This is a genomic window from Pseudomonas synxantha BG33R, assembly GCF_000263715.2.
Taxonomy (GTDB): domain Bacteria; phylum Pseudomonadota; class Gammaproteobacteria; order Pseudomonadales; family Pseudomonadaceae; genus Aquipseudomonas; species Aquipseudomonas synxantha_A.
Genome location: NZ_CM001514.1, coordinates 5,158,099 through 5,178,173 on the forward strand (window position 1 = coordinate 5,158,099; position 20,075 = coordinate 5,178,173).

General features: G+C 57.5%; 20 protein-coding genes. 11 read left to right on the top strand and 9 right to left on the bottom strand.

Going from position 1 to position 20,075, the window contains the following annotated elements; translation table 11 throughout:
* Positions 1-6 precede the first annotated feature (6 nt).
* Complete coding sequence (locus tag PSEBG33_RS29025) at positions 7-264, top strand: colicin E3-like toxin immunity protein (RefSeq protein ID WP_005791222.1); 258 nt, start codon at positions 7-9, stop codon at positions 262-264.
* Between the two features lie 445 nt (positions 265-709).
* Here PSEBG33_RS29025 and PSEBG33_RS05040 read toward each other — a convergent pair whose 3' ends face one another.
* A complete protein-coding gene (locus PSEBG33_RS05040) occupies positions 710-1,084 on the bottom strand; it encodes a c-type cytochrome (protein ID WP_005791225.1) in 375 nt (124 codons plus the stop codon).
* A gap of 30 nt (positions 1,085-1,114) precedes the next feature.
* Positions 1,115-1,546, bottom strand: a complete 432-nt coding sequence (locus PSEBG33_RS05035; protein WP_005791226.1) for a bleomycin resistance protein — start codon at positions 1,544-1,546, stop codon at positions 1,115-1,117.
* Between the two features lie 180 nt (positions 1,547-1,726).
* On the opposite strand from PSEBG33_RS05035, the gene PSEBG33_RS05030 reads away from it, so the two are divergent.
* The 8 genes from PSEBG33_RS05030 (at position 1,727) to PSEBG33_RS05000 (ending at position 10,819) form a co-directional block, all read left to right on the top strand.
* Positions 1,727-2,107 carry a response regulator gene (locus tag PSEBG33_RS05030; RefSeq protein WP_005791228.1) on the top strand — a complete coding sequence of 127 codons (381 nt, stop codon included), beginning with the start codon at positions 1,727-1,729 and terminating at the stop codon, positions 2,105-2,107.
* A 194-nt stretch (positions 2,108-2,301) separates the two neighbouring features.
* Entirely contained in the window at positions 2,302-2,916 is a 615-nt protein-coding gene (locus PSEBG33_RS05025) for a biliverdin-producing heme oxygenase (protein ID WP_005791230.1), read from the top strand.
* Positions 2,913-5,141, top strand: coding sequence for an ATP-binding protein (locus PSEBG33_RS05020; protein WP_005791232.1), 2,229 nt, complete (start codon positions 2,913-2,915; stop codon positions 5,139-5,141). Before PSEBG33_RS05025 ends, PSEBG33_RS05020 begins: the two co-directional genes overlap by 4 nt.
* Positions 5,142-5,282: 141 nt before the next feature.
* Complete coding sequence (locus tag PSEBG33_RS29420) at positions 5,283-5,468, top strand: hypothetical protein (RefSeq protein ID WP_157264179.1); 186 nt, start codon at positions 5,283-5,285, stop codon at positions 5,466-5,468.
* Positions 5,469-5,584: 116 nt separating this feature from the next.
* Positions 5,585-7,486, top strand: coding sequence for an alkaline phosphatase D family protein (locus PSEBG33_RS05015; RefSeq protein WP_005791234.1), 1,902 nt, complete (start codon positions 5,585-5,587; stop codon positions 7,484-7,486).
* A gap of 140 nt (positions 7,487-7,626) precedes the next feature.
* Positions 7,627-8,640, top strand: a complete 1,014-nt coding sequence (locus PSEBG33_RS05010; RefSeq protein ID WP_005791236.1) for a diguanylate cyclase domain-containing protein — start codon at positions 7,627-7,629, stop codon at positions 8,638-8,640.
* A gap of 114 nt (positions 8,641-8,754) precedes the next feature.
* A complete protein-coding gene (locus PSEBG33_RS05005; protein WP_005791238.1) occupies positions 8,755-10,008 on the top strand; it encodes an aspartate aminotransferase family protein in 1,254 nt (417 codons plus the stop codon).
* A 94-nt stretch (positions 10,009-10,102) separates the two neighbouring features.
* Positions 10,103-10,819: a hypothetical protein gene (locus tag PSEBG33_RS05000; protein WP_005791240.1), complete on the top strand. Its 717-nt coding sequence runs from the start codon at positions 10,103-10,105 to the stop codon at positions 10,817-10,819.
* Between the two features lie 66 nt (positions 10,820-10,885).
* Here the strand turns inward: PSEBG33_RS05000 and PSEBG33_RS04995 are convergent, their stop codons facing one another.
* Positions 10,886-11,980 carry a pyridoxal phosphate-dependent aminotransferase gene (locus PSEBG33_RS04995; RefSeq protein ID WP_005791242.1) on the bottom strand — a complete coding sequence of 365 codons (1,095 nt, stop codon included), beginning with the start codon at positions 11,978-11,980 and terminating at the stop codon, positions 10,886-10,888.
* A 212-nt stretch (positions 11,981-12,192) separates the two neighbouring features.
* On the opposite strand from PSEBG33_RS04995, the gene PSEBG33_RS04990 reads away from it, so the two are divergent.
* Together PSEBG33_RS04990 and PSEBG33_RS04985 are read left to right on the top strand one after the other, a co-directional pair.
* Positions 12,193-12,798 (top strand): helix-turn-helix transcriptional regulator, encoded by a 606-nt coding sequence (locus PSEBG33_RS04990; RefSeq protein ID WP_005791243.1) that lies wholly within the window; start codon positions 12,193-12,195, stop codon positions 12,796-12,798.
* Entirely contained in the window at positions 12,785-13,648 is an 864-nt protein-coding gene (locus PSEBG33_RS04985) for a queuosine precursor transporter (protein ID WP_005791245.1), read from the top strand. The genes PSEBG33_RS04990 and PSEBG33_RS04985 overlap by 14 nt, the downstream gene beginning before the upstream one ends.
* A 35-nt stretch (positions 13,649-13,683) precedes the next feature.
* On the opposite strand, the gene queC is transcribed toward PSEBG33_RS04985, so the two are convergent.
* The 6 genes from queC to cyoA all read right to left on the bottom strand — a co-directional run bounded on the left by queC (position 13,684) and on the right by cyoA (position 19,363).
* Positions 13,684-14,382 carry a 7-cyano-7-deazaguanine synthase QueC gene (gene queC, locus PSEBG33_RS04980; protein WP_005791247.1) on the bottom strand — a complete coding sequence of 233 codons (699 nt, stop codon included), beginning with the start codon at positions 14,380-14,382 and terminating at the stop codon, positions 13,684-13,686.
* Between the two features lie 153 nt (positions 14,383-14,535).
* Complete coding sequence (cyoE, locus tag PSEBG33_RS04975) at positions 14,536-15,423, bottom strand: heme o synthase (RefSeq protein ID WP_005791249.1); 888 nt, start codon at positions 15,421-15,423, stop codon at positions 14,536-14,538.
* A gap of 11 nt (positions 15,424-15,434) precedes the next feature.
* Complete coding sequence (gene cyoD / locus PSEBG33_RS04970) at positions 15,435-15,770, bottom strand: cytochrome o ubiquinol oxidase subunit IV (protein ID WP_003194051.1); 336 nt, start codon at positions 15,768-15,770, stop codon at positions 15,435-15,437.
* Positions 15,770-16,396 carry a cytochrome o ubiquinol oxidase subunit III gene (locus PSEBG33_RS04965; protein WP_005791252.1) on the bottom strand — a complete coding sequence of 209 codons (627 nt, stop codon included), beginning with the start codon at positions 16,394-16,396 and terminating at the stop codon, positions 15,770-15,772. The genes cyoD and PSEBG33_RS04965 overlap by 1 nt, the downstream gene beginning before the upstream one ends.
* Positions 16,397-16,399: 3 nt before the next feature.
* Positions 16,400-18,418, bottom strand: coding sequence for a cytochrome o ubiquinol oxidase subunit I (gene cyoB, locus PSEBG33_RS04960; RefSeq protein ID WP_005791254.1), 2,019 nt, complete (start codon positions 18,416-18,418; stop codon positions 16,400-16,402).
* 3 nt (positions 18,419-18,421) lie between these two features.
* Entirely contained in the window at positions 18,422-19,363 is a 942-nt protein-coding gene (gene cyoA, locus PSEBG33_RS04955; RefSeq protein WP_005791256.1) for a ubiquinol oxidase subunit II, read from the bottom strand.
* Between the last annotated feature and the right edge of the window lie 712 nt (positions 19,364-20,075).

Below are 20,075 nucleotides of genomic sequence, written 5' to 3' on the forward strand. Positions count from 1 at the left end.
GGCAACATGGGACTAAAAGTAAGGTTGGAATGGTTTAACAGAGCCACAGAAAGGCTATGCGGAACAGTAAACTCGGCGGACTTGGGGGATGACTACACCGTGATATCCAGTCTTGGGCTATCGACTGCCCGAGACGTAAATAACGGCATGTTTGAACTGCGCACGGAGTGGTTATCCATGATACAGCCATACTTTTCTCATGAGATTTCTCTTTCAGAAAGTGATTACTTCATCGCATTTGATTACGAAGTTTCAAACGAATAACAAACATTCACAGAGTTCAGACTGAGTCGTAGCAGATGAAGCCATTGTGTGACTGCTGCGCTCACACCTTTAACGGTATGGTTTTCGCAGCTCACACTAGTAATTAGGGTCTATTGATGCCTGCTTCTACGCAAGAAGCCCGGCTTAGCTGTAGTTCTCGGCAGACGTATGCCAGACATCGGTCCGTTACTCCCAACCCAGTTCAAAGTGGGAGGACGCTTGCTCCCGATAGCGGAGTGTCAGCCCCAACTTCATTGACTGACTCACCGCTATCGCGACATAGGTACCGACACAACTTAGTGGTAGCCGACCGTCACCACGATGCAACGCGAGCCGCTCTTGATCTTAGGCACACCCGTCCACCATGTGCCCGTTCCGTACACGCTTTTCAAAAATGAGGCCGCCATCGGGAGCAAGCCCCCTCCCACACTTTGATCGCGTTGGCTCACTTGGGCTGGAATGTATCTAAGTACGCCAGGATATTTTCGATCTTCTGCGAATCACTGATTCCCCAGAAAATCATCCGCGTCCCACTTACCACCGATTTCGGGTCTTCGATGTAGGCCGCCAGTTTGTCCCGCGTCCAGACCACTCCCGAATTCTTCATCGCATCCGAATACTGATAGTCCGGGGTCGTACCGGCAGGTCGGCCGAGAATGCCGTTCAGCTGCGGCCCAAAACCGCCGCGCGCACCTTCACCGATGCTGTGGCAGCCGCCGCAGGTCTTGGTGAAGAGTTTGCCGCCCGCTTCGGCGTCGCCAGCTGCAAACGCGGGTGCGGCGACAACGGTGAGGGCGAAGGTCAATAACACGTACTTCATCAGGGGCTCCCTAGGGGTTATTGCCGTCAATTATGCCTGCTTGAACGGCCGCTCCCCCAGCCGTTCCACCAGGCGCACCAGATAACCGTCCGGGTCTTGCACGATGAACTGGCGCTGCCCGGCCTCTACGTCGCCCGCGCGGTACCAGGCATCCTCGACGTTACGGAACAACGGGCGGCCGATCTCCGACAGGCGCCGCAAGATAGGCGCTACGGCAGGCACGTCGATTTGCAAGTTGATGCCACGCCCGAAAGGCTGCTGCAAGGGCGCGGTCAACCACTGCCCGGCGTGCGGCGCGTATTGTTCCAGCATGATTTGCGCACCGTGCAGGTCGAGGTAGGCAAAGCCTTCTTCAGCGCGCTGATAGGCGATGCCGAAACCCAACTGGTCAACCCAGAATGCCAGGCTGACACCGAGGTGGGTAACGATGAGTTCTGGCACGAGGGGATTACGCTTAAACATGGCATTCCTTGGACGTCGCAGTGGCGCTTACCTTAAAGGATTATCGTGCTGACGGCGTGGGCCAAGACCACATACTGGAACCAGCCGAATGACCACCCATCGTTTAAAAAACATCCAATCGAACCTATATACCCAACCCCCACTCCACCTTACTGAACCCCTGATGGTGGAGTAAGGATCATGGTTCAGCCATCGATTTTAGTATTGGAAGACGACGAGATCATTCGGGCGTTAATGGTGGATGTGCTGGAGGATTTCGGTGCGGTGGTGACTTCATTCCCTTCGGCGGATGAAGGGATGATTTATCTGGAGCGGGGCGACGACCCTGTGGACTTGATTGTCAGTGATATTCAAATGCCCGGCCTGCTCAATGGCTACGACTTGAGCCGCGTAGTGGCTCATCGCTGGCCTGAGGTGCAGGTGGTGCTGACTTCCGGCAATACGAAGATCGCCACTCAATTGGGCAGCTCGGTGCGGTTTCTGCCTAAACCATGGAGCACCGATCACTTGCTTGAGTGCGTGCAAACGGCATTGACCCAGCAGGGACCGCCCATGCATTGATAGCGTCGCGATATCATCCGGACCGAACTCGTGGCGTGCCGTGGGGTCATTTGGAATACAGGGAGCGACTTTTCTGATCTACTGGTCAGCCTTTTCGCTTCTTGCGCTCAGCTGACGACAACGAGTTGTGTAGAATTGTCGCCCATTTTCATGCGTCATTCCTGGCCGACAGGCCCACAGTTCGAGCTCATTGAATGCACTCACAGGCCCATGACGTTGGTGCGCCATCCTTGCTGGAATCGTTGCGCACGGGCACCAGCCTGTTGCATGTCGCGTTGGAAAAGCGCTTGCCGTTTTTTTCCGAACGCCTGGATGCCCAGTGGTATCGGCGATTGCTGCAGGCGTACTACGGTTTTTATCAACCCATGGAGGCGGCGCTGTACAACGGCGGCCTGATTCCAGATGGAATTGACATTGCATCACGTGTGAAAACGCCGACGCTGGTCAACGATCTGCGCGCCCTGGGCCTGGATAGTCACACCCTCGCTGCCCTTCCCCGCTGCACCCAACTCCCCGCGCTGGACACGCCTGCCGCTTGCCTCGGCGCCCTGTATGTACTGGAAGGCGCAACGCTCGGTGGCCAGGTATTACGCCGGGAAATGGCGTCACGCCTGGCGATCGAAGCCGACAACGGCGGTGCGTTTCTCGATGTCTACGGTGCCGAGACCGGCCGGCGCTGGAAAGACTTTCTCGACTACCTGGCTCATCAGCCACTGGATGCGAGCGCTCGAGCGCGCGCAGTGATGGCTGCCCGGTCCACTTTCAGCGGCTTTGAGCAATGGCTCGAACGCCAGGAGGTACTGCTATGAAACCCGAAGATTTTGAAGAGCTGCTTGCCAACTGTGCCGACGAGCCCATCCGCTTCCCCGGGGCAATCCAGCCTCATGGCGTGTTGCTGACGCTGTCGGAGCCTGAGCTGAACATCATCCAGGTCAGTGCCAACGTCGGCACCTTGTTCGGCCACGCGCCCGAGGCCCTGTTGAATCAACCGTTGCATACGTTGATCGGCAGTGAACACGCCCAAGTGGTGCAGTCGATGGCCGAGCACAATACCTTTATCGACGCCCCACCCCTGCATGTCACGCTCAACGGTGCTCAGTTCGAAGGTTTGTTGCATCGTCATCAGAACGTGCTGGTGTTGGAGTTCGAACCCCTGCTCACGGATTTCAAACCCCAGGTAAGCAATGGTCTCACCAGCAACCTGAGCAAAATGTTGCAACGCCTGCAATCAGCCAAGACTCTGCAAGCGCTGTACGCCATCAGCGTGGATGAAATCCAGGCCATGACCGGTTATGACCGAGTGCTGATCTATCGCTTCGAAGACGAAGGCCATGGCCAGGTAATCGCTGAAGCCTCGGCGCCGGCCATGGAGTTATTCAACGGCCTGTTCTTCCCCGCGTCCGACATCCCCGAACAAGCCCGTGAGCTGTATCGCACCAACTGGCTTCGGATCATCCCGAATGCGTCCTACGAACCCGTACCGCTATTGCCAAAATTGCGCCCGGACACCGGCCAACCGCTGGACCTGAGCTTCGCTACCCTGCGCAGCGTGTCGCCGATTCACTGCCAATACATGCAGAACATGGGCGTGTTGTCGTCCATGAGTATTTCGCTGATGAAGGGCGACAAACTCTGGGGCCTGATCAGCTGCGGCAACCGCGAGCCGCTGCTGGTGCCGAACGATCTGCGTATGACCTGCCAAACCATCGGTCAGGTGCTGTCGTTGCAGATCAGTGCCATGGAAGCCTTGGAGTTAAGCCGCCAGCGAGAGGAGAAAGTCGAAACCCTGGCGTTGCTCGATCGGGCGATGAAAGCCAGCGACGACAACGTGTTCGACAGCCTGGCCCACCACGGTAAAAAACTGATGGACCTGACCTTGTCGGGCGGTGTGGCGATCATCGAAGACAAGCAGTTGCACCGTTACGGCAACTGCCCGGAACCAGCGCAAATCCGGGCGCTGCACAAGTGGCTGCAAACGCTGGGCCAGCCGGTATTTTCCAACCACAACCTGGCTTCGGTGTACCCACCGGCCGCCGAGTATCAGGCGGTGGCCAGTGGTGTACTCGCCATGAGCCTGCCCAAGCCTGTGGATAACGGTGTGTTGTGGTTTCGCCCGGAAGTCAAAGAGAACATCAATTGGAGCGGTGACCCGAGCAAGCCGTTAAATCTGGAAAGCTCTGACACTGGCCTACGCCTTCGCCCACGCACGTCGTTTGAAATCTGGAAAGTGGAAATGGCCGGCATTTCCACCAAGTGGAGCCACGGCGACCTGTTTGCCGCCAATGACCTGCGCCGCTCGGCCCTGGAAAATGATCTGGCCCGCCAGGTGCTGCGCGAACAACAAGCGGTGCGTGCCCGAGACGAGTTGGTCGCAGTGGTTTCCCACGACCTGCGCAACCCGATGACAGTCATTTCCATGCTCTGCGGCATGATGCAGAAAGCCTTCAGCTCCGACGGCCCACACACCTCACGGCGGATTTCCTCGGCCATCGACACCATGCAACAGGCCGCCGGGCGCATGAATGTGCTGCTGGAGGACTTGCTCGACACCTCGAAAATCGAAGCCGGACGCTATGTGGTCAAGCCGGTTGCGCTGGACGTCAGCCAGATATTTGAAGAGGCATACTCGCTGCTGTCGCCACTGGCCTCGGAAAAAGGTATCGACCTGTCGTTCAACGCCGAGCCTGGCCTGCAGATCAGCGCCGACCCGGAGCGCTTGTTCCAAGTGCTGTCGAACCTGATCGGCAACGCCATCAAATTCACCCCCCGCCAGGGCAACATCGGTATCAGCGCCATGAGCAACGGCGAAGAGATCGTGTTTTCGGTACGCGATTCCGGTGAAGGCATTGCGCCGGATCATTTGCCCCATGTGTTCGACCGCTATTGGACCCAGTCCGAGAACAATCCCACCGGCAGCGGGCTGGGGCTGTATATCACCCAGGGGATTGTCCAGGCCCATGGTGGTCGGATCGAAGCCGACAGTGAATTGGGGCGCGGCAGTGAATTCAGGTTTACGGTGCCTAAGCCTGCTTGAGACACACCAAATTCCTACTAGCCAAACATATGGTTACCTATGGCCGGGAACGAAAAACCCGGCCAACTCCACTCAATCAGTGCGCACTCAAAGGGAGTATTGATGCGACAACAGTCCTCCAATTGAGTAAGGGGTTTTACCATGTTCATCGGCAATTCGTTTCACAGCTTCAGCTATAACGTCCAGCAAGGCTTAAAAGATAACCAGCCTCCAGCCAATCCCGCGCCAACTTCTTCGCCGCTTGACGGCCCCCCACAGGGGCAGGACACGCAACCAAAACCCAAAGATTCGGGTATGACCTCTCTCGGAGGAGGCAAACTGCTTTAAACCGTTACGGGTCACCGGCAACAAGTGCAGCGCACCGCGCTGCACTTGCGTTAACAAAACACTCACATCCTCTGCGTTATCCTCTCCAGTCCCATTTGGTATGAGCTGCATTTTTCATGCATCAACCCGACATCCTGCCTGCTGTCATCGCAGGTCCCCTGCTAAGGCGCCTTGAACCGCAGCGCCTGGTTATCTGGTTGGTGGGCAGTCGTGCCCTGCCACTGTGCTTGAGGCTGCAATTACCCCAGGGCGAGGCGCTGAATATCCCGCTCGATGCAACGCACTGCCAAATCGTGCCCGTCGGGCGCCATGCCGTTATCCACTTGATCGACGTAGAGCTGAGCGACGCTCTGCCTCAGGACGAGGTCATCGGTTACGACCTGATCGTCGACGGAATTGGTATTGCACAATGGGCGCCGCACTTGCTGTATGCCGACGCCACAACGCCGAGCTTCGTGCTGCATAGCCGCATCAACCACTTGGTGCATGGCTCCTGCCGTAAACCCCATCACCGTGCTGACGAAGGCTTGTTATGTGTCGATCGCCTGTTGGCGGAGGCCCGCACCCCGCTCGAACGCCCCGCCTTGCTGATGATGAGCGGCGACCAGGTCTACGCCGACGATGTCGCCGGGCCCATGCTGCGGGCCATCCATGCGCTGATCGCGCGCCTGGGCCTGTTCGACGAGTTACTGGAGGGCGCCGTGGTGGACGACAGCGTCAGCCTCTATGGGCATCGCGCCAGCTATTACCACCGAGCCGACCTGCTTCCGGCGCTGGACAGTAACGAGACCCTGCGCGAACGCTTTTTCGGCGGCGTGAAGAAGCCGATCTTCACCAGCAGCACCGCTGACAATCACCTGGTGACCTTCGCCGAAGTCATCGCGATGTACCTGCTGGTCTGGTCGCCCACCCCGTGGACGCTGATCACACCACAACCGCCGCAACTGAGCGCGCAAGAACAACTGCGTTATGCCCGCGAACAGGTCCAGATCGATCAATTCCGCACCGGCCTGCCGGGGGTAGCCCGAGTGTTCGCCCACCTGTCGACGCTGATGATCTTCGATGATCATGACATCACTGACGATTGGAACCTCAGCGCTCAGTGGGAGCAAACCGCCTACGGCCATCCCTTCTCCAAACGCATCATCGGCAATGCCTTGCTGGCGTACCTGTTATGCCAGGGCTGGGGCAACCAGCCCCAAGTGTTCGACGAGCTGCTGAGCCAGACCCAGGCACTGACTGGCCAGGCGCAGGGCAATCATCTGGAGGCTGCCGCCCAGGATGATCTGCTGGAGGCGCTGCTGAAATTCCAGCAATGGCATTACGTTTTGCCCACCACCCCTGCCCTGGTGGTACTCGATACCCGTACTCGGCGCTGGCGCAGCGAATTTACCCTCAAGCAACCTTCCGGCCTGCTGGACTGGGAAGCCTTGAGCGAACTGCAACAGGAGCTGCTCGACCATCCGTCGGCCATTATCGTCTCGCCTGCGCCGATCTTTGGCGTCAAGCTGATCGAAACGGTGCAAAAGGTCTTCAGTTGGTGCGGCTTCCCACTGCTGGTGGACGCCGAAAACTGGATGGCTCATCGCGGCGCCGCCCAAGTGATCCTGAACATCTTCCGCCACTCGCGCACGCCCGGTAACTACGTGATCCTCTCCGGCGATGTGCATTACTCGTTCGTCTACCAGGTGCTGATCCGTCATCGCAACGGCGGCCCGAGGATCTGGCAAATCACCAGCAGCGGCATCAAGAATGAGTTCCCACCGCGCTTGCTGGAATGGTTCGACCGTCTCAACCGCTGGCTGTATTCCCCACGCTCGCCGCTCAACTGGTTTACCCGCCGCCGCACCATGCAGGTAGTCCCGTATATTCCGGAGCATGCCGAGGCGGGTGAGCGGCTGTGGAATAGCGCGGGAATTGGCCAGGTGTTTTTCAATGAACAGGGCCAGCCGGATGAGATTTACCAACACAACGCGGATGGAAAGCCTCGCACAAAGATGCTGGTGCCCGAATCATAGCCAAACGCCACTATCCGAAAGCAGCACATCCGCCCTATTCAAACCGTGCAAGCCGCGAGGTAGAGTAGCGCCAGCCACGGAGTATCGGCGTCAACAATAATAACTGGCCCTAGAAGCCAGCCCTTGCAGGGAGCGCGCTGATGGACGATACACCCGGCAACGAGCCACTACGCAATGACTTTTCCGAACTCCACGCCGACCTGCTGCACGCCATCATGGAACTGGTCAGTGACGGGATCTGGGACTGGAACGCCAAGACTGGCTACGTCTACCGCAACCCCGGCTGGTACGAAATGCTCGGTTATTCCCGAGACTCGCTGGAAAACAACGTGTTCACCTGGGAAAGCGTGATCCATAGCGAGGATTACCCGCGCGTGATGGCGTTGTTTGATGACTACATCAGTCAACGCTCGCCCCTTTACCGCGCCGAATACCGCTGCCGGAAAGAAGACGGCACTTATCTGTGGATCGAGGATCGTGGCTACATTATTGCACGCAACCCCGACGGCTCAGTGGCGCGCATGGTGGGCGCGCACCGCGACATTCATACGCGTAAATGCTCCATTGAACGCCTGCAAAAACGCAACCAATCCCTTGAAGCACTGGTGGCAGAACGTACCCTTGAGCTGTCGCGGGTCAATCAACAATTGCAGATACAGCTGGACGAAAATCGTTCCCTGGCCGAGCGCGACGCGCTGACGCGCATCGCCAACCGTTATCGCCTGGAAAAATGCCTGCTGGAAGAATGCGACCGCGCCGAGCGCTTTCGTGTGCCCCTGGCGCTGGTGGCGATGGACATCGATGACTTCAAGCCGGTCAATGACCGATACGGTCACGGCGTCGGTGATCAGACGCTGATAGGGGTGGCGGAGCGTCTGGAAAGCTGCGTACGCACAACTGACCTGCTGGCTCGCTGGGGCGGCGATGAGTTCATGGTGGTGCTGCCTGCAAGCAACCTGGACACGGCGAAGGAATTGGCCGAAAGGATTCGCCGTGCAATCAAACAGTCACCTATCGTCAACGAGCTCAACGTCACCCTGAGCCTGGGGATTGTAGAGCGGCGCATGGGTGAGTCCCCTGCCGCGCTGGTGGCGAGGGCTGATCGAGCGCTATATCGGTCCAAGGCGGCGGGCAAAGATGGGGTGTCGGATTAATGCAGATAAGCGCTCCTTCCGATTTGGAATGACCCGGCGACTTTATTTCGTTTGCGACAAGGCCCGGTGCGCGGCTTAGATAAACCACGCCCAGCCTTGTCGAGTAAGCGATTCATGAGCCACGCCAGCATCAGCCAATCGATTTCCATCGTCCATCCCATCAGCCTCAGCCACGGTAAAAACGCTGAGGTGTGGGACACCGCGGGCAAACGCTACATCGATTTTGTCGGCGGTATCGGCGTACTCAACCTGGGCCATTGCCATCCGGGCGTAGTGGCGGCGATTCGCGAGCAAGCAACCAGGCTTACCCACTACGCATTCAACGCCGCACCGCATACGCCCTACATCGAGTTGATGCAACGCCTGACGGCGTTTATCCCGGTGCACTACCCGGTCAGCGGCATGCTCACCAACAGTGGCGCGGAAGCGGCGGAAAATGCGTTGAAGATCGTCCGCGGCGCCACCGGGCGAACGGCGGTGATCGCCTTTGATGGAGCCTTCCACGGCCGAACCCTGGCGACCCTCAACCTCAATGGCAAGGTGGCGCCCTACAAGCAGAAGGTCGGCGTACTGCCTGGCCCGGTGTATCACCTGCCGTACCCCAGTGCCGATAACGGCGTGACATGCGCCGAAGCGCTGAAGGCGATGGACCGTCTGTTCAGCGTGGAAATCGACGTAAACGATGTGGCCTGTTTCATCATCGAGCCGGTGCAGGGCGAAGCCGGTTTCCTCGCCCTTGATATCGAGTTCGCCCAAGCCCTGCGGCGCTTTTGCGACGAGCACAACATCCTGCTGATTGTCGATGAGGTCCAGTCCGGCTTTGGTCGCACGGGGCAGCGCTTTGCCTTTTCGCGCCTGGGCATCGAACCGGATCTGTTGCTGCTCGGCAAAAGCATCGCTGGCGGCGTGCCGTTGGGTGCTGTGGTGGGGCGCAAGGCGCTGATGGACAACCTGCCCAAGGGCGGCCTCGGCGGCACCTACTCCGGCAACCCCATCGCCTGCGCGGCGGCGCTGGCTACCCTTGAGGCGATGACCGATGAACACCTGCAAGCTTGGGGGGCACAGCAGGAGGCGGCCATTGTCAGACGCCATGAAAGCTGGCGCTCACAACAACTGTCGCCCTACCTGGGCCGCCTCACCGGCGTCGGCGCCATGCGTGGTATTGAACTGGTGAATGTCGATGGCACTCCGGCCTCCAGGCAACTCACTCAGTTGCTGGGCCTGGCGCGAGACGCCGGCTTGCTGCTGATGCCCAGCGGCAAGTCGCGGCACATTGTGCGCTTGCTGGCACCGTTGACCATCGAGCCTTGGGTGCTGGAGGAAGGCCTGGATATTCTCCAGGCGTGCTTCGCGCAACTGGATCAATAGCGTCACCTGCCCGAACCTGTCTTGACCTGATCCCCCACCCCGCCGAAAATGCCCGACGTTTTTGTCTCCCCGTTTACTACGCAGTGAAATTTTAATGCCTGATTCCTACACCGCAGAATCCGCCGAAGAATCCGTAACCGCCTTGCATGCCAAAGCCGAATACGAAAACGCCATCAATCTTTCACAGCATGTGCCAGCGGCCAAGATCATCAGCGAGATGGTGCTGGACGCGTTTCATACCTCCAAGGAAAGCGACCAGATCCGCGAGTTGCGCATCGCCATCCGCCAGGCCCATGACGCCTTCGACGATGACAAAGCCTACGACCTGATGGGCCAGCTCAAACAATTGAAGGACGCCGAAGCCGCCGATAACGCCGCCCTCGAAGACCTGAGCAGCAAGTTCTCGATCAGCCGCATCCTGTCCAGCTTCAAGGACGATCCCCAGTTTCAGGAACTGGTCTATGGCCTGGCCCTCAAGGTGCTGAACCAGTCGCATCAGGCCATCAGCAACCCAAGTGCCGGCAAGGGCAAGACAGCACGTGCCAAGAAAGAAGCCGAGGTGTTTGTGATCAGCAAGGATGGCATCAGCGTCACCCTGCCGCTGCGCACACCGCGCTCCAGGCTCAGCGTGGACCGCGAAGCATTCGAGTTCCTGGGGTTCAACTTCGTCGGTGAAGGCGACGAGGCCGAACTGGAAGTGGAAAGCTTCGTGGATAACGCCGGTAATGAGCAGCCGTTGAGCCGCAAAAGTGTGATTACTGCGCTGCAGCAGCAGACAGCGTTTGCCGGCTACAGCATTGCCCAGCAGTAACGCGTTACAGGCAACACCGCTGGACTAAACAAGTGGAGGCGCTAGCCCCCACTTGTTTGTAGTGTTTCAGCCTACGTGCGCGATCTGCGCGGCAAACACCTCGCGAAAGCGTTCCATCTCCTGCTGGTTGCCCACTGTCACCCGCACCCATTGCGGCCAGTTCTGCCATACGCGCCCCACCAGCACATTCTGTGCGGCCAGCCGCTCAACCACCTGCTCAGCGGGTTGCTTTACATCGATCATGAAGCAATTGCTCTGGGAAGCCGTGCAGCTAAAGCCCCGGCCTTTGAGCCAGGCGACTGTCTCATCACGCAACCTGGCATTGAGCGCTTTGCGTTGGCCCACCAACGCGGCGTCCTCCAGGCTGGCACGTGCGCCCAATAGGCTGGCAGCGGCCGGGACGTTGTCACCGCCGAACACCGCCAGCCGCTCCAGCAGCGCCGGATGACCGATTGCCAGCCCCAGACGCGCTCCGGCCATGCCGTAGATTTTCGAGAACGTACGCAGCACCAACAGATCGTCGTGGTCGTTGACCCAACTCACACAGCTGGTTGCATCGCAGAAGTCGATATACGCCTCGTCCACCACTAGCACGCTGCCTTTGGGTTTGTTCGCCAGGGCTTGGCGGATGGCCTCGGTAGGGGTCAGGGTGCCGGTGGGGTTGTTGGGGTTGCACAGGTACAACATGCCGGCCTGTGGGTCTGCCGCGAGCATGGCCGGTACATCATGGGCATGACCGGCGTCGAGGTTCACTTCATGCACCGGCGCCTTGATCGACTCGGCCGCCTGACGCACAAGTTCATAGGACGGTGTCGCCATGACCAGGCCGCGAGTTTGGCTGGTAAACGCCAGCACCGCAAAACGCAGGGCCGCCATCGAGCCGGCAAACACCGCGACGTTTTCTTCGGCAACCCCCTGCTGGTGGGCAAACTGCGCGGCCAAGGCGTACATGTCCGGGTAGGGATAGCGCCCAGACGCTGCAATCGCTCGCTGCATCGCCTCACGGGCGGCGTCTGAAGGGCCGTAGGGGCTTTCGTTGTAGTTGAGCCGTACCTTGTCGGGTTGAGCCGGCACCGGGCTGGCAACCGCCCAATCCAGCTGGCCAAGTACAGGTAACGCCGCCCCAAGAGCGAGAAGGGACCTGCGGCTGAAGCTGACCATGGTGACTACTCCTTGTCGAAGTGCGAGGGATTCGCACAGGTCGGATATAACGGTATGACGAGAAAGCAGTTGCCTGATTTAGCGGCGGGACGTATCCCTGCACTCAGTACTTTATTGTCAACGCGAGCCCATGCAACACTTGCGCTGCCGCTGGCCTGGAACTAGACGTTCTGCCGGGTATGGACTGATGACTAAATGGAAGTGGTGAGCACTTGATACACAGACGAGAAAAAACCGAGCACTTGAAGAGCAATATCAAGTACTTGATCAAAAGTCGTGGCGAAACCCAGCTTTCGTTAAGCAATGCCGCCGGCGTGACCAGGACGACCATCTACAACATCCTGGAAGGCAAGGTCGTCAAAGTGCAACAGTCGACCATTCGCAAGATCTCTGATTTCTTCGGCGTTTCGTACGAAGAAATCGAGACCGTCAACTTTGAAGCCAAGGAAGTCATCGAAAGCAATGTTTCCCCCCTGGGCAACAAGAACCCGGCGGCAGTGCCTGTGCTCAAGGAAAGCCTGCTGATGCAGAACCTGGGCAAGCGCATCGGCGAGCTGGCCACGCTTTACCCACTGACTTACTACTTCGGCAACTCCTGCAACTTGATCGGCGTTCGCCTGGAGCATGCGATTCCCGGCATCAATGAGCCGGGGGACTTGCTGATCGTGCAGAAAGGCGCATCGAGCGACGATAAAGAAAAGCTGGTGTACGACCGCGCCACCAAGAAGCTGTTCATCACCCTTGAACCCTGCGGCAACTCAGACCGCTTGTGCGTCATCGGCGATATTCTCGAGGAGCGCTTCAATGACAACCTTTGAAGGCGCCGTGGAAAACAGCAAATACAAGTTGCTGGGCTTTGAAAATGACAAGCGCCTGGCGGTGATCATGGTGATCGCCACGGGCAAGGTCGTGAAAATCAAGCTCAGTGAGGTGCTCAACAGCGAAATGATGGACAACTTCAACAAGCTGGAAATCAAGAACCTCTACAAGAAGTTCTATTCACAAGCAGGAGCACTCACCGCCTACGACATTAACGACCGCAATGAAAACTCTTGGATGATCTACATCATCCTGAACCTGTTGCTGTTCACGTTTTACATCTTCACCAGCATCGCCGCGACCAAACCGATCTACCTGGAATCCATGGGCATCATTGTGACGCCGGGCACTTTTTTGTACCCGCTGACCTTCCTGATTGTGGATCTGCTGAACGAGAACTTCGGCCTGCGCCTGGCCCGGCGAGCCATTATGTTTGCGTTTGCCAGCAATGCGATGATCATCATCCTGTTGTATGGCTCAACGTTCCTGCCGGGGCTGCCGGGCTGGAAACTCGATGGGCCGTATAACGACGTGATCCTGCAGGTGTCGTCGGTGCTGGTTGCCTCTTCGGTGTCGTTCCTGGTCTCGGAGAATATAAATTCCTATCTGCTGTGCAAGATCAAAGAGCTGACCAACTCCAGGTACCTGTACCTGCGGATTTTCTTCAGCACCTTCTTTGCAGTGATCATCGACAGTTTTCTGTTCTGCTTTATTGCCTTCTACGGCGCCATGCAGACCAGCGATATCCTGAGCATGATCTATGTGCAGATCGCGATCAAAGTCGGTTTTGCGTTCTTCAATATTCTGCCTGCCTACGGGGCACGTTCGCTGTTCAAGCGCTATCAATAATCTCGTAGGAGCGAGCAAGCTCGCTCCTACGAGGGTTACTTCAGTTGCAACTTGTGCTTGAGGCTCTGCATGACATCCGCTTTGTTTTGCAGGTAGTCATTCAAGCCCCGGGCACGCAGGTTGCACGCATCGCAGTTGCCGCAGCCGGTGCCAATGACGCCGTTGTAGCAGGTCAGCGTCTGCTCGCGCACCAGTTCCAGTTGGTTGTGGTAATCGGCCAGGGCCCAGGTTTCGGCCTTGTTCAGCCACATCAACGGGGTGTCGAGGCGCACGTCGTATTCCATGCCCAGCTTGAGGGCCTGGTTCAATGCCTTGACGAACTCGTCACGGCAATCGGGGTAGCCCGAGAAGTCGGTTTCGCACACACCGGTAATCACGGCCTCGGCCTTGACCTGGTAGGCGTAGATCGCAGCCAGGGTCAAGAACAGAATATTGCGGCCCGGCACGAAAGTGCTCGGCAGGCTTTCGCCTGAGCTGTTAACGGTCGGTACCGGAATGTTGTCACGGGTGAGGCTGCTGATCGCCAGCTCATTGAGCAGCGACACATCCATCACTTTGTGCACGGTGGCGCCCAATTGCTTGGCCAACTTGCGGGCCACTTCGATTTCCGCCACATGGCGCTGACCATAATCGAAGGTGATGCAGTGCACTTCGTCATACTGCTTCAATGCCTGGATCAGGCAGGTGGTCGAGTCCTGCCCGCCACTGAAGACCATCACGGCTTTTTTACTCATTGCATTGCTTCCTGCATTTGTAGAATTGGGGTGTAGGAGCGAGCGCGCTCACGAAAAACGTCAACGATAACGCAGCGTATCCGGTTTAGCGCAGCGCTCAATAAAAAACCCCGCGCGTCTTTCGAAGGCGGGGCTTTCTTACTGCAAGACCACTCAGTGCGCGTAGGTCAGCAACAGCTCTTTGGGTACCTGGAAATCCAGGGACATCATCACGCTGAGCGCGGTGATGGTGAAGATCGAGAACACAAAGAGCTTGCGCGCCCAGACGGTGTCGTCCACCGCCTTGTAACCGGTCCAGGCCATGTACAACCAGTACATGCCCATGGCGGCGGCTACGGCGAGGTAGCTCATGCCGGCGTAGCCACTGAAGGTCAACATCAAGGTCGCCACGAGGAAGGCCAGGATGTAGAGCAGGATGTGTTTCTTGGCCACCTGGATACCGCGCTTGACCGGCAATACCGGAATCGACGCAGCCAGGTAGTCATTGAAGCGGAAAATCGCGATGGCGTAGGAATGCGGCATCTGCCACAGGCTGAACATCACCAGCAGCACCAGCGCGGCCATGTCGAAGCTATTGGTTACAGCCACATAACCAATCACCGGCGGCATCGCCCCCGACAGGCTGCCCACCAGCGTGCCGTGAACCGACTTGCGCTTGAGGTACAGGCTGTAGAGGCCGACATAGATGACAAAACCGATCACGGCAAACAGCGCCGCCAACGGGTTGGCCACCTTGTACAACAACACTACACCCGCAACACCCAGGATGGTCGCGAAGATCAGCGCCAGCTTCAGGGAAATAAGCCCCTGGACCAGCACTCGATTCTTGGTGCGCTCCATCTTGATGTCGATGTCACGGTCGATGCAGTTGTTGAACACGCATCCGGAAGCAACCACCAGGGACGTACCGATCATCGCCGCCAGGAAGATGGCCAGATCGACATGTCCCTTGGAGGCCAGGAAGAAACCGCCCGCCACAGAAAGCACGTTACCGAAAATGATCCCCGGTTTGGTGATTTGGATAAAGTGCTTAAGCGACATCGGGTCTTACCTCACTTCGCCATCATGTAGGTGTGGATGCTGAACATGATCCACAGCGACAGACCAACCAGCAGAACGATCACCAGGCCTGCGAACACAAACGCGATCACGTTCTCGCGCTGCTCTTTGGAGCGATCCAGGTGCAGGAAGTACACCAGATGCACCAGGACCTGAATCACCGCGAACGCCAGGACGATCATCAAGGTGATCGACTTCGGCAAGGTTGGGTACATCACCAGGCCGAACGGGATCAGGGTCAGGATGACCGACAGGATGAAGCCGATGGCGTAAGACTTTACGCTGCCGTGGCTCGAATCGTGGCTGTCATGGGAGTGTGCATTAGCCATTACAGAGTCCCCATCAAGTAAACGACGGTGAATACGCAGATCCAGACCACGTCCAGGAAGTGCCAGAACAGGCTCAGGCAGCTCAGGCGGGTCTTGTTGGTGTTGGTCAGGCCGTGTTTGTTGACCTGATAGATCATCACCGCCATCCACAGCAAACCTGCGGTTACGTGCAGACCGTGGGTGCCGACCAGCGTGAAGAACGCCGACAGGAAACCGGAACGGCTAGGACCGTAGCCTTCGGAGATCAGCAGGTGGAACTCGTTGATCTCCATGCCGATAAAGCCCAGGCCGAACAGGAAGGTCAGGCCCAGCCAGGTCAGCACGCCCTTCTTGTTGCCTTTGTAGAAGGCCAACATGGCGAAGCCGTAGGTGATCGAACTGAACAACAGCAAGGCGGTTTCGCCGAGCACGTAAGGCAGTTCGAAGATGTCGTGGCCCGACGGGCCACCCGCTACGTTGTTTACCAGTACCGCGTACACCGCGAAGATCGACGCAAACAAGATGCAGTCGGTCATCAGGTAGAGCCAGAAACCGTAGACGGTTATTGGCCCCGAGTCGTGGTGATGGTCATCGTGCCCATGGTCATCGACATGGGCGTGTCCAGCATTGGTCACTAAGTTCGACATGGTTTAAGCCTGTTCCAACGAGGTTTCTACACGGTTGGCCGGAATCTTCTTCTCGGCTACCAGGCGAGCGTGCTGCTCGGCTTCGATGCGTTCGATCGTTTCGACCGGCACCATGTAGCCTTGATCATCACGGGCAGCGTGAATGATGAAGTAACCGATAGTGCCCACCAGGCTCGCGATTGCCAGCCACCAGATGTGCCAGATCATCGCGAAACCGAACACGGTCAACAGCGCACCCATCACCACGCCAGTGGCGGTGTTGTTTGGCATGTGGATCGGCTCGTAGTGCTTGGGCTTCTGGTACGCAGTACCGTCTTCCTTGGCTTCGGTGAACGCATCAATGGTGTTCGCAGTCGGGATCACAGCGAAGTTGTAGAACGGTGGTGGCGACGAGGTCGACCATTCCAGGGTGTGGCCGTTCCATGGATCGCCGGACTCGCACATGTTCTTCTTGCGATCACGCACACTGACGTACAGCTGGATCAGCTGGCAGGCGATGCCCACAGCGATCATCACCGCACCGAACATGGCAACGTACAGGTACGGTACCCACTCAGGGTTGGTGGTGGCGTTCAGACGACGGGTCATGCCCATGAAGCCCAGTGCATAGAGCGGCATGAACGCGACGAAGAAGCCCGAGATCCAGAACCAGAATGCAGCCTTGCCCCAGCCTTCGTGCAGCTTGAAGCCGAACGCTTTCGGGAAGTAGAAGCTGAAACCAGCGATGTAGCCGAATACCGCACCACCGATGATCACGTTGTGGAAGTGCGCGATCACGAACAGGCTGTTGTGCAGTACGAAGTCAGCACCCGGGATGGCCAGCAGTACGCCGGTCATGCCGCCAATGGCGAAGGTCACCATGAAGCCCAGGGTCCACAGGACCTGGCTGGTCATGCGCAGACGCCCGTGGTAGATGGTGAACAGCCAGTTGAATAGCTTCACCCCCGTCGGGATGGAAATCAGCATCGTCGCCAGGCCGAAGAAGGCGTTGACGCTGGCCCCCGAGCCCATGGTGAAGAAGTGGTGCAGCCACACCATGAAGCCCAGTACGGAGATCGCGCCCGATGCGTAGACCATCGAGTGGTGACCGAACAGGCGCTTGCCGGTAAAGGTCGAGATCACTTCGGAGAAGATACCGAACGCTGGCAGGATCAGGATGTACACCTCAGGGTGACCCCATGCCCAGAACAGGTTCACGTACATCATTGGATTGCCACCAAGTTCATTGGTGAAAATGTGGAAATCCAGGTAACGGTCAAGCGACAGCAGCGCCATGGTAGCGGCCAGGATCGGGAACGAAGCCACGATCAGCACGTTTGCCCAGGTGCAGGTCCAGGTGAAGATCGGCATGTCCATCAGTTTCATGCCAGGGGCGCGCATTTTCAGGACGGTGGCCAGGAAGTTGACCCCCGTCAATGTCGTCCCGAGTCCTGATAACTGTAGGGCCCAGATGTAGTAGTCCACACCCACGCCCGGACTGTATTGCAAGCCCGACAATGGCGGATACGCAACCCAACCGGTCTTGGCGAATTCGCCGACGCCCAGGGAAACGTTGATCAGCACCACGCCGGAAACCAGCAGCCAGAAGCTCAGGGAGTTCAGGAACGGGTAGGCAACGTCACGCGCACCAATCTGCAGCGGCAAGGCAAGGTTCATCAAGCCGGTGAAGAATGGCATCGCCATGAAGATGATCATGATCACACCGTGGGCGGTGAAGATCTGGTCATAGTGTTCAGGTGGCAGGTAGCCAGGCGAACCCTCGGTGGCCATGGCCAACTGGGTACGCATCATGATGGCGTCGGCAAAACCACGCAGCAGCATGACCATGGCAACGATGACGTACATGACGCCGATTTTCTTGTGGTCGACCGAGGTCAGCCACTCGGTCCACAGGTAGGACCACTTCTTGAAGTACGTAATACCCGCAACCAGTGCCAGACCACCCAGCGCGATCATGGCGATGGTCACCATCACGATCGGCTCGTGGAATGGGACCGCGTCCCAACTTAATTTACCAAACATCGTTTACTCCTCTGCCCCAGCAGTTGAATGCGCGCCTGTATCAGAACCTTCAACCGCGGCCACTTCTTTCTTCTCGTGCTTGACCGGCTTGCCTGGCTTCATACCTTCGTACTTGTCGACGATTTTCTGAAACAGGTCCGGCTCATACGCGGAGTACAAGGCGACAGGGTTGTTCTGGCTTGGTTTGGTCAGGGCGTCGTATTCAGCTTGATCAAGCTGTTTAGGTGCGGCCTTGACTGCAGCTACCCAGGCGTCGAAATCTTCCTGGCTTGTCGAGATCGCTTTGAATTTCATGCCGGTGAAACCAGCGCCGCTGTAGTTGGCGGAGATGCCTTCCATTTCGGCTTTCTGGTTGGCGATCAGGTGCAGGCGGGTCTGCATGCCTGCCATCGCGTAGATCTGGCCACCCAGTGCAGGGATGAAGAACGAGTTCATCACGGCGTCGGAGGTGATCCGGAAGTTAAGCGGGGTGTGCTCCGGGAAGCGGATCTCGTTGACGGTGGCGATACCCAGGTCCGGGTAGATGAACAGCCACTTCCAATCCAGCGCGACCACTTGGATGTTCACAGGCTTCACGTCGGATTCCAGCGGACGGTACGGGTCCAGAGCGTGGGTCGACTTATAGGTGATGTAACCCAGGGCGATAATGATGAGGATCGGGACCAGCCACACCGCGATTTCGATCTTGGTGGAGTGCGACCACTTCGGCGCGTAGGTGGCGCTGGTGTTGGACGCGCGGTATTTCCAGGCGAAGGCGAAGGTCATCACGATCACAGGCACCACAACCAGCAGCATCAGCAGGGTAGCGGTGATGATCAGGTTTCGTTCATCCAGACCGACCTGTCCTTTTGGGTCGAGCAAGGTCCACTTGCAGCCTCCCAGCATTAAAAACATGCCAAGCAGCGGCAAAAAGCCTAGTAATCGGGGGTACCTGTTTTTACTCATCTCACGACCTCTAAAGCAGCTTGCGCAATGCAGTTGGGTTTTGATCGCCAACACTTCACCCTGCCAAGGGTTGGCATTTCTCTTCGATTGAATAAGAGCCTGCCCGACACGTCATAACTGTACGTTTCACGGACCTGCAGTGAGTTCTTATTCGATTTCGTGGCTAAAGGCCTTGTTACAGACCAATTCCATTTGGTGCGGATAGTTGAAAGGCTGCCGGAACCTGGGGTCGCACAGAGCCTTCCATCTGCTCCTCGACCGCTCCAATGCTCAAATATTGAACAGCACCGGACATTCAGTGCGGGCGATTGTAGTTAGCTAGCGATGTATAAACCATGTCTTATAAAGAAATAATTTTTATCGATTCCAGCAACAATCCTTCACCAAAGTTGCAAAGATTCGCGATCTTATCGCGTTCGATTCTCAACAAAAACCACAAAAATTGCCGTGTTATTGGGCAGACTGCCACTTCCCTTACAGGCTGTAAGGGCATGACCAATGGATGCAAGTGCCCATAAACCAAGGGATTCGCAGATCCATCAAGCCTTCCGGCCTCGCGCCCGTCACGGCACGGCCAGGCCCACGAACTGACAGCACAATTTGTGCGCAGGGTGCAAATTTAAGGGTCGATTCGGCGGGTCAGAAACGTCCTGCGACAGCGTCCGTGTGACAACATGTCGCACGTTGCGCGCACCTTAAGTTGCCCCTCGTC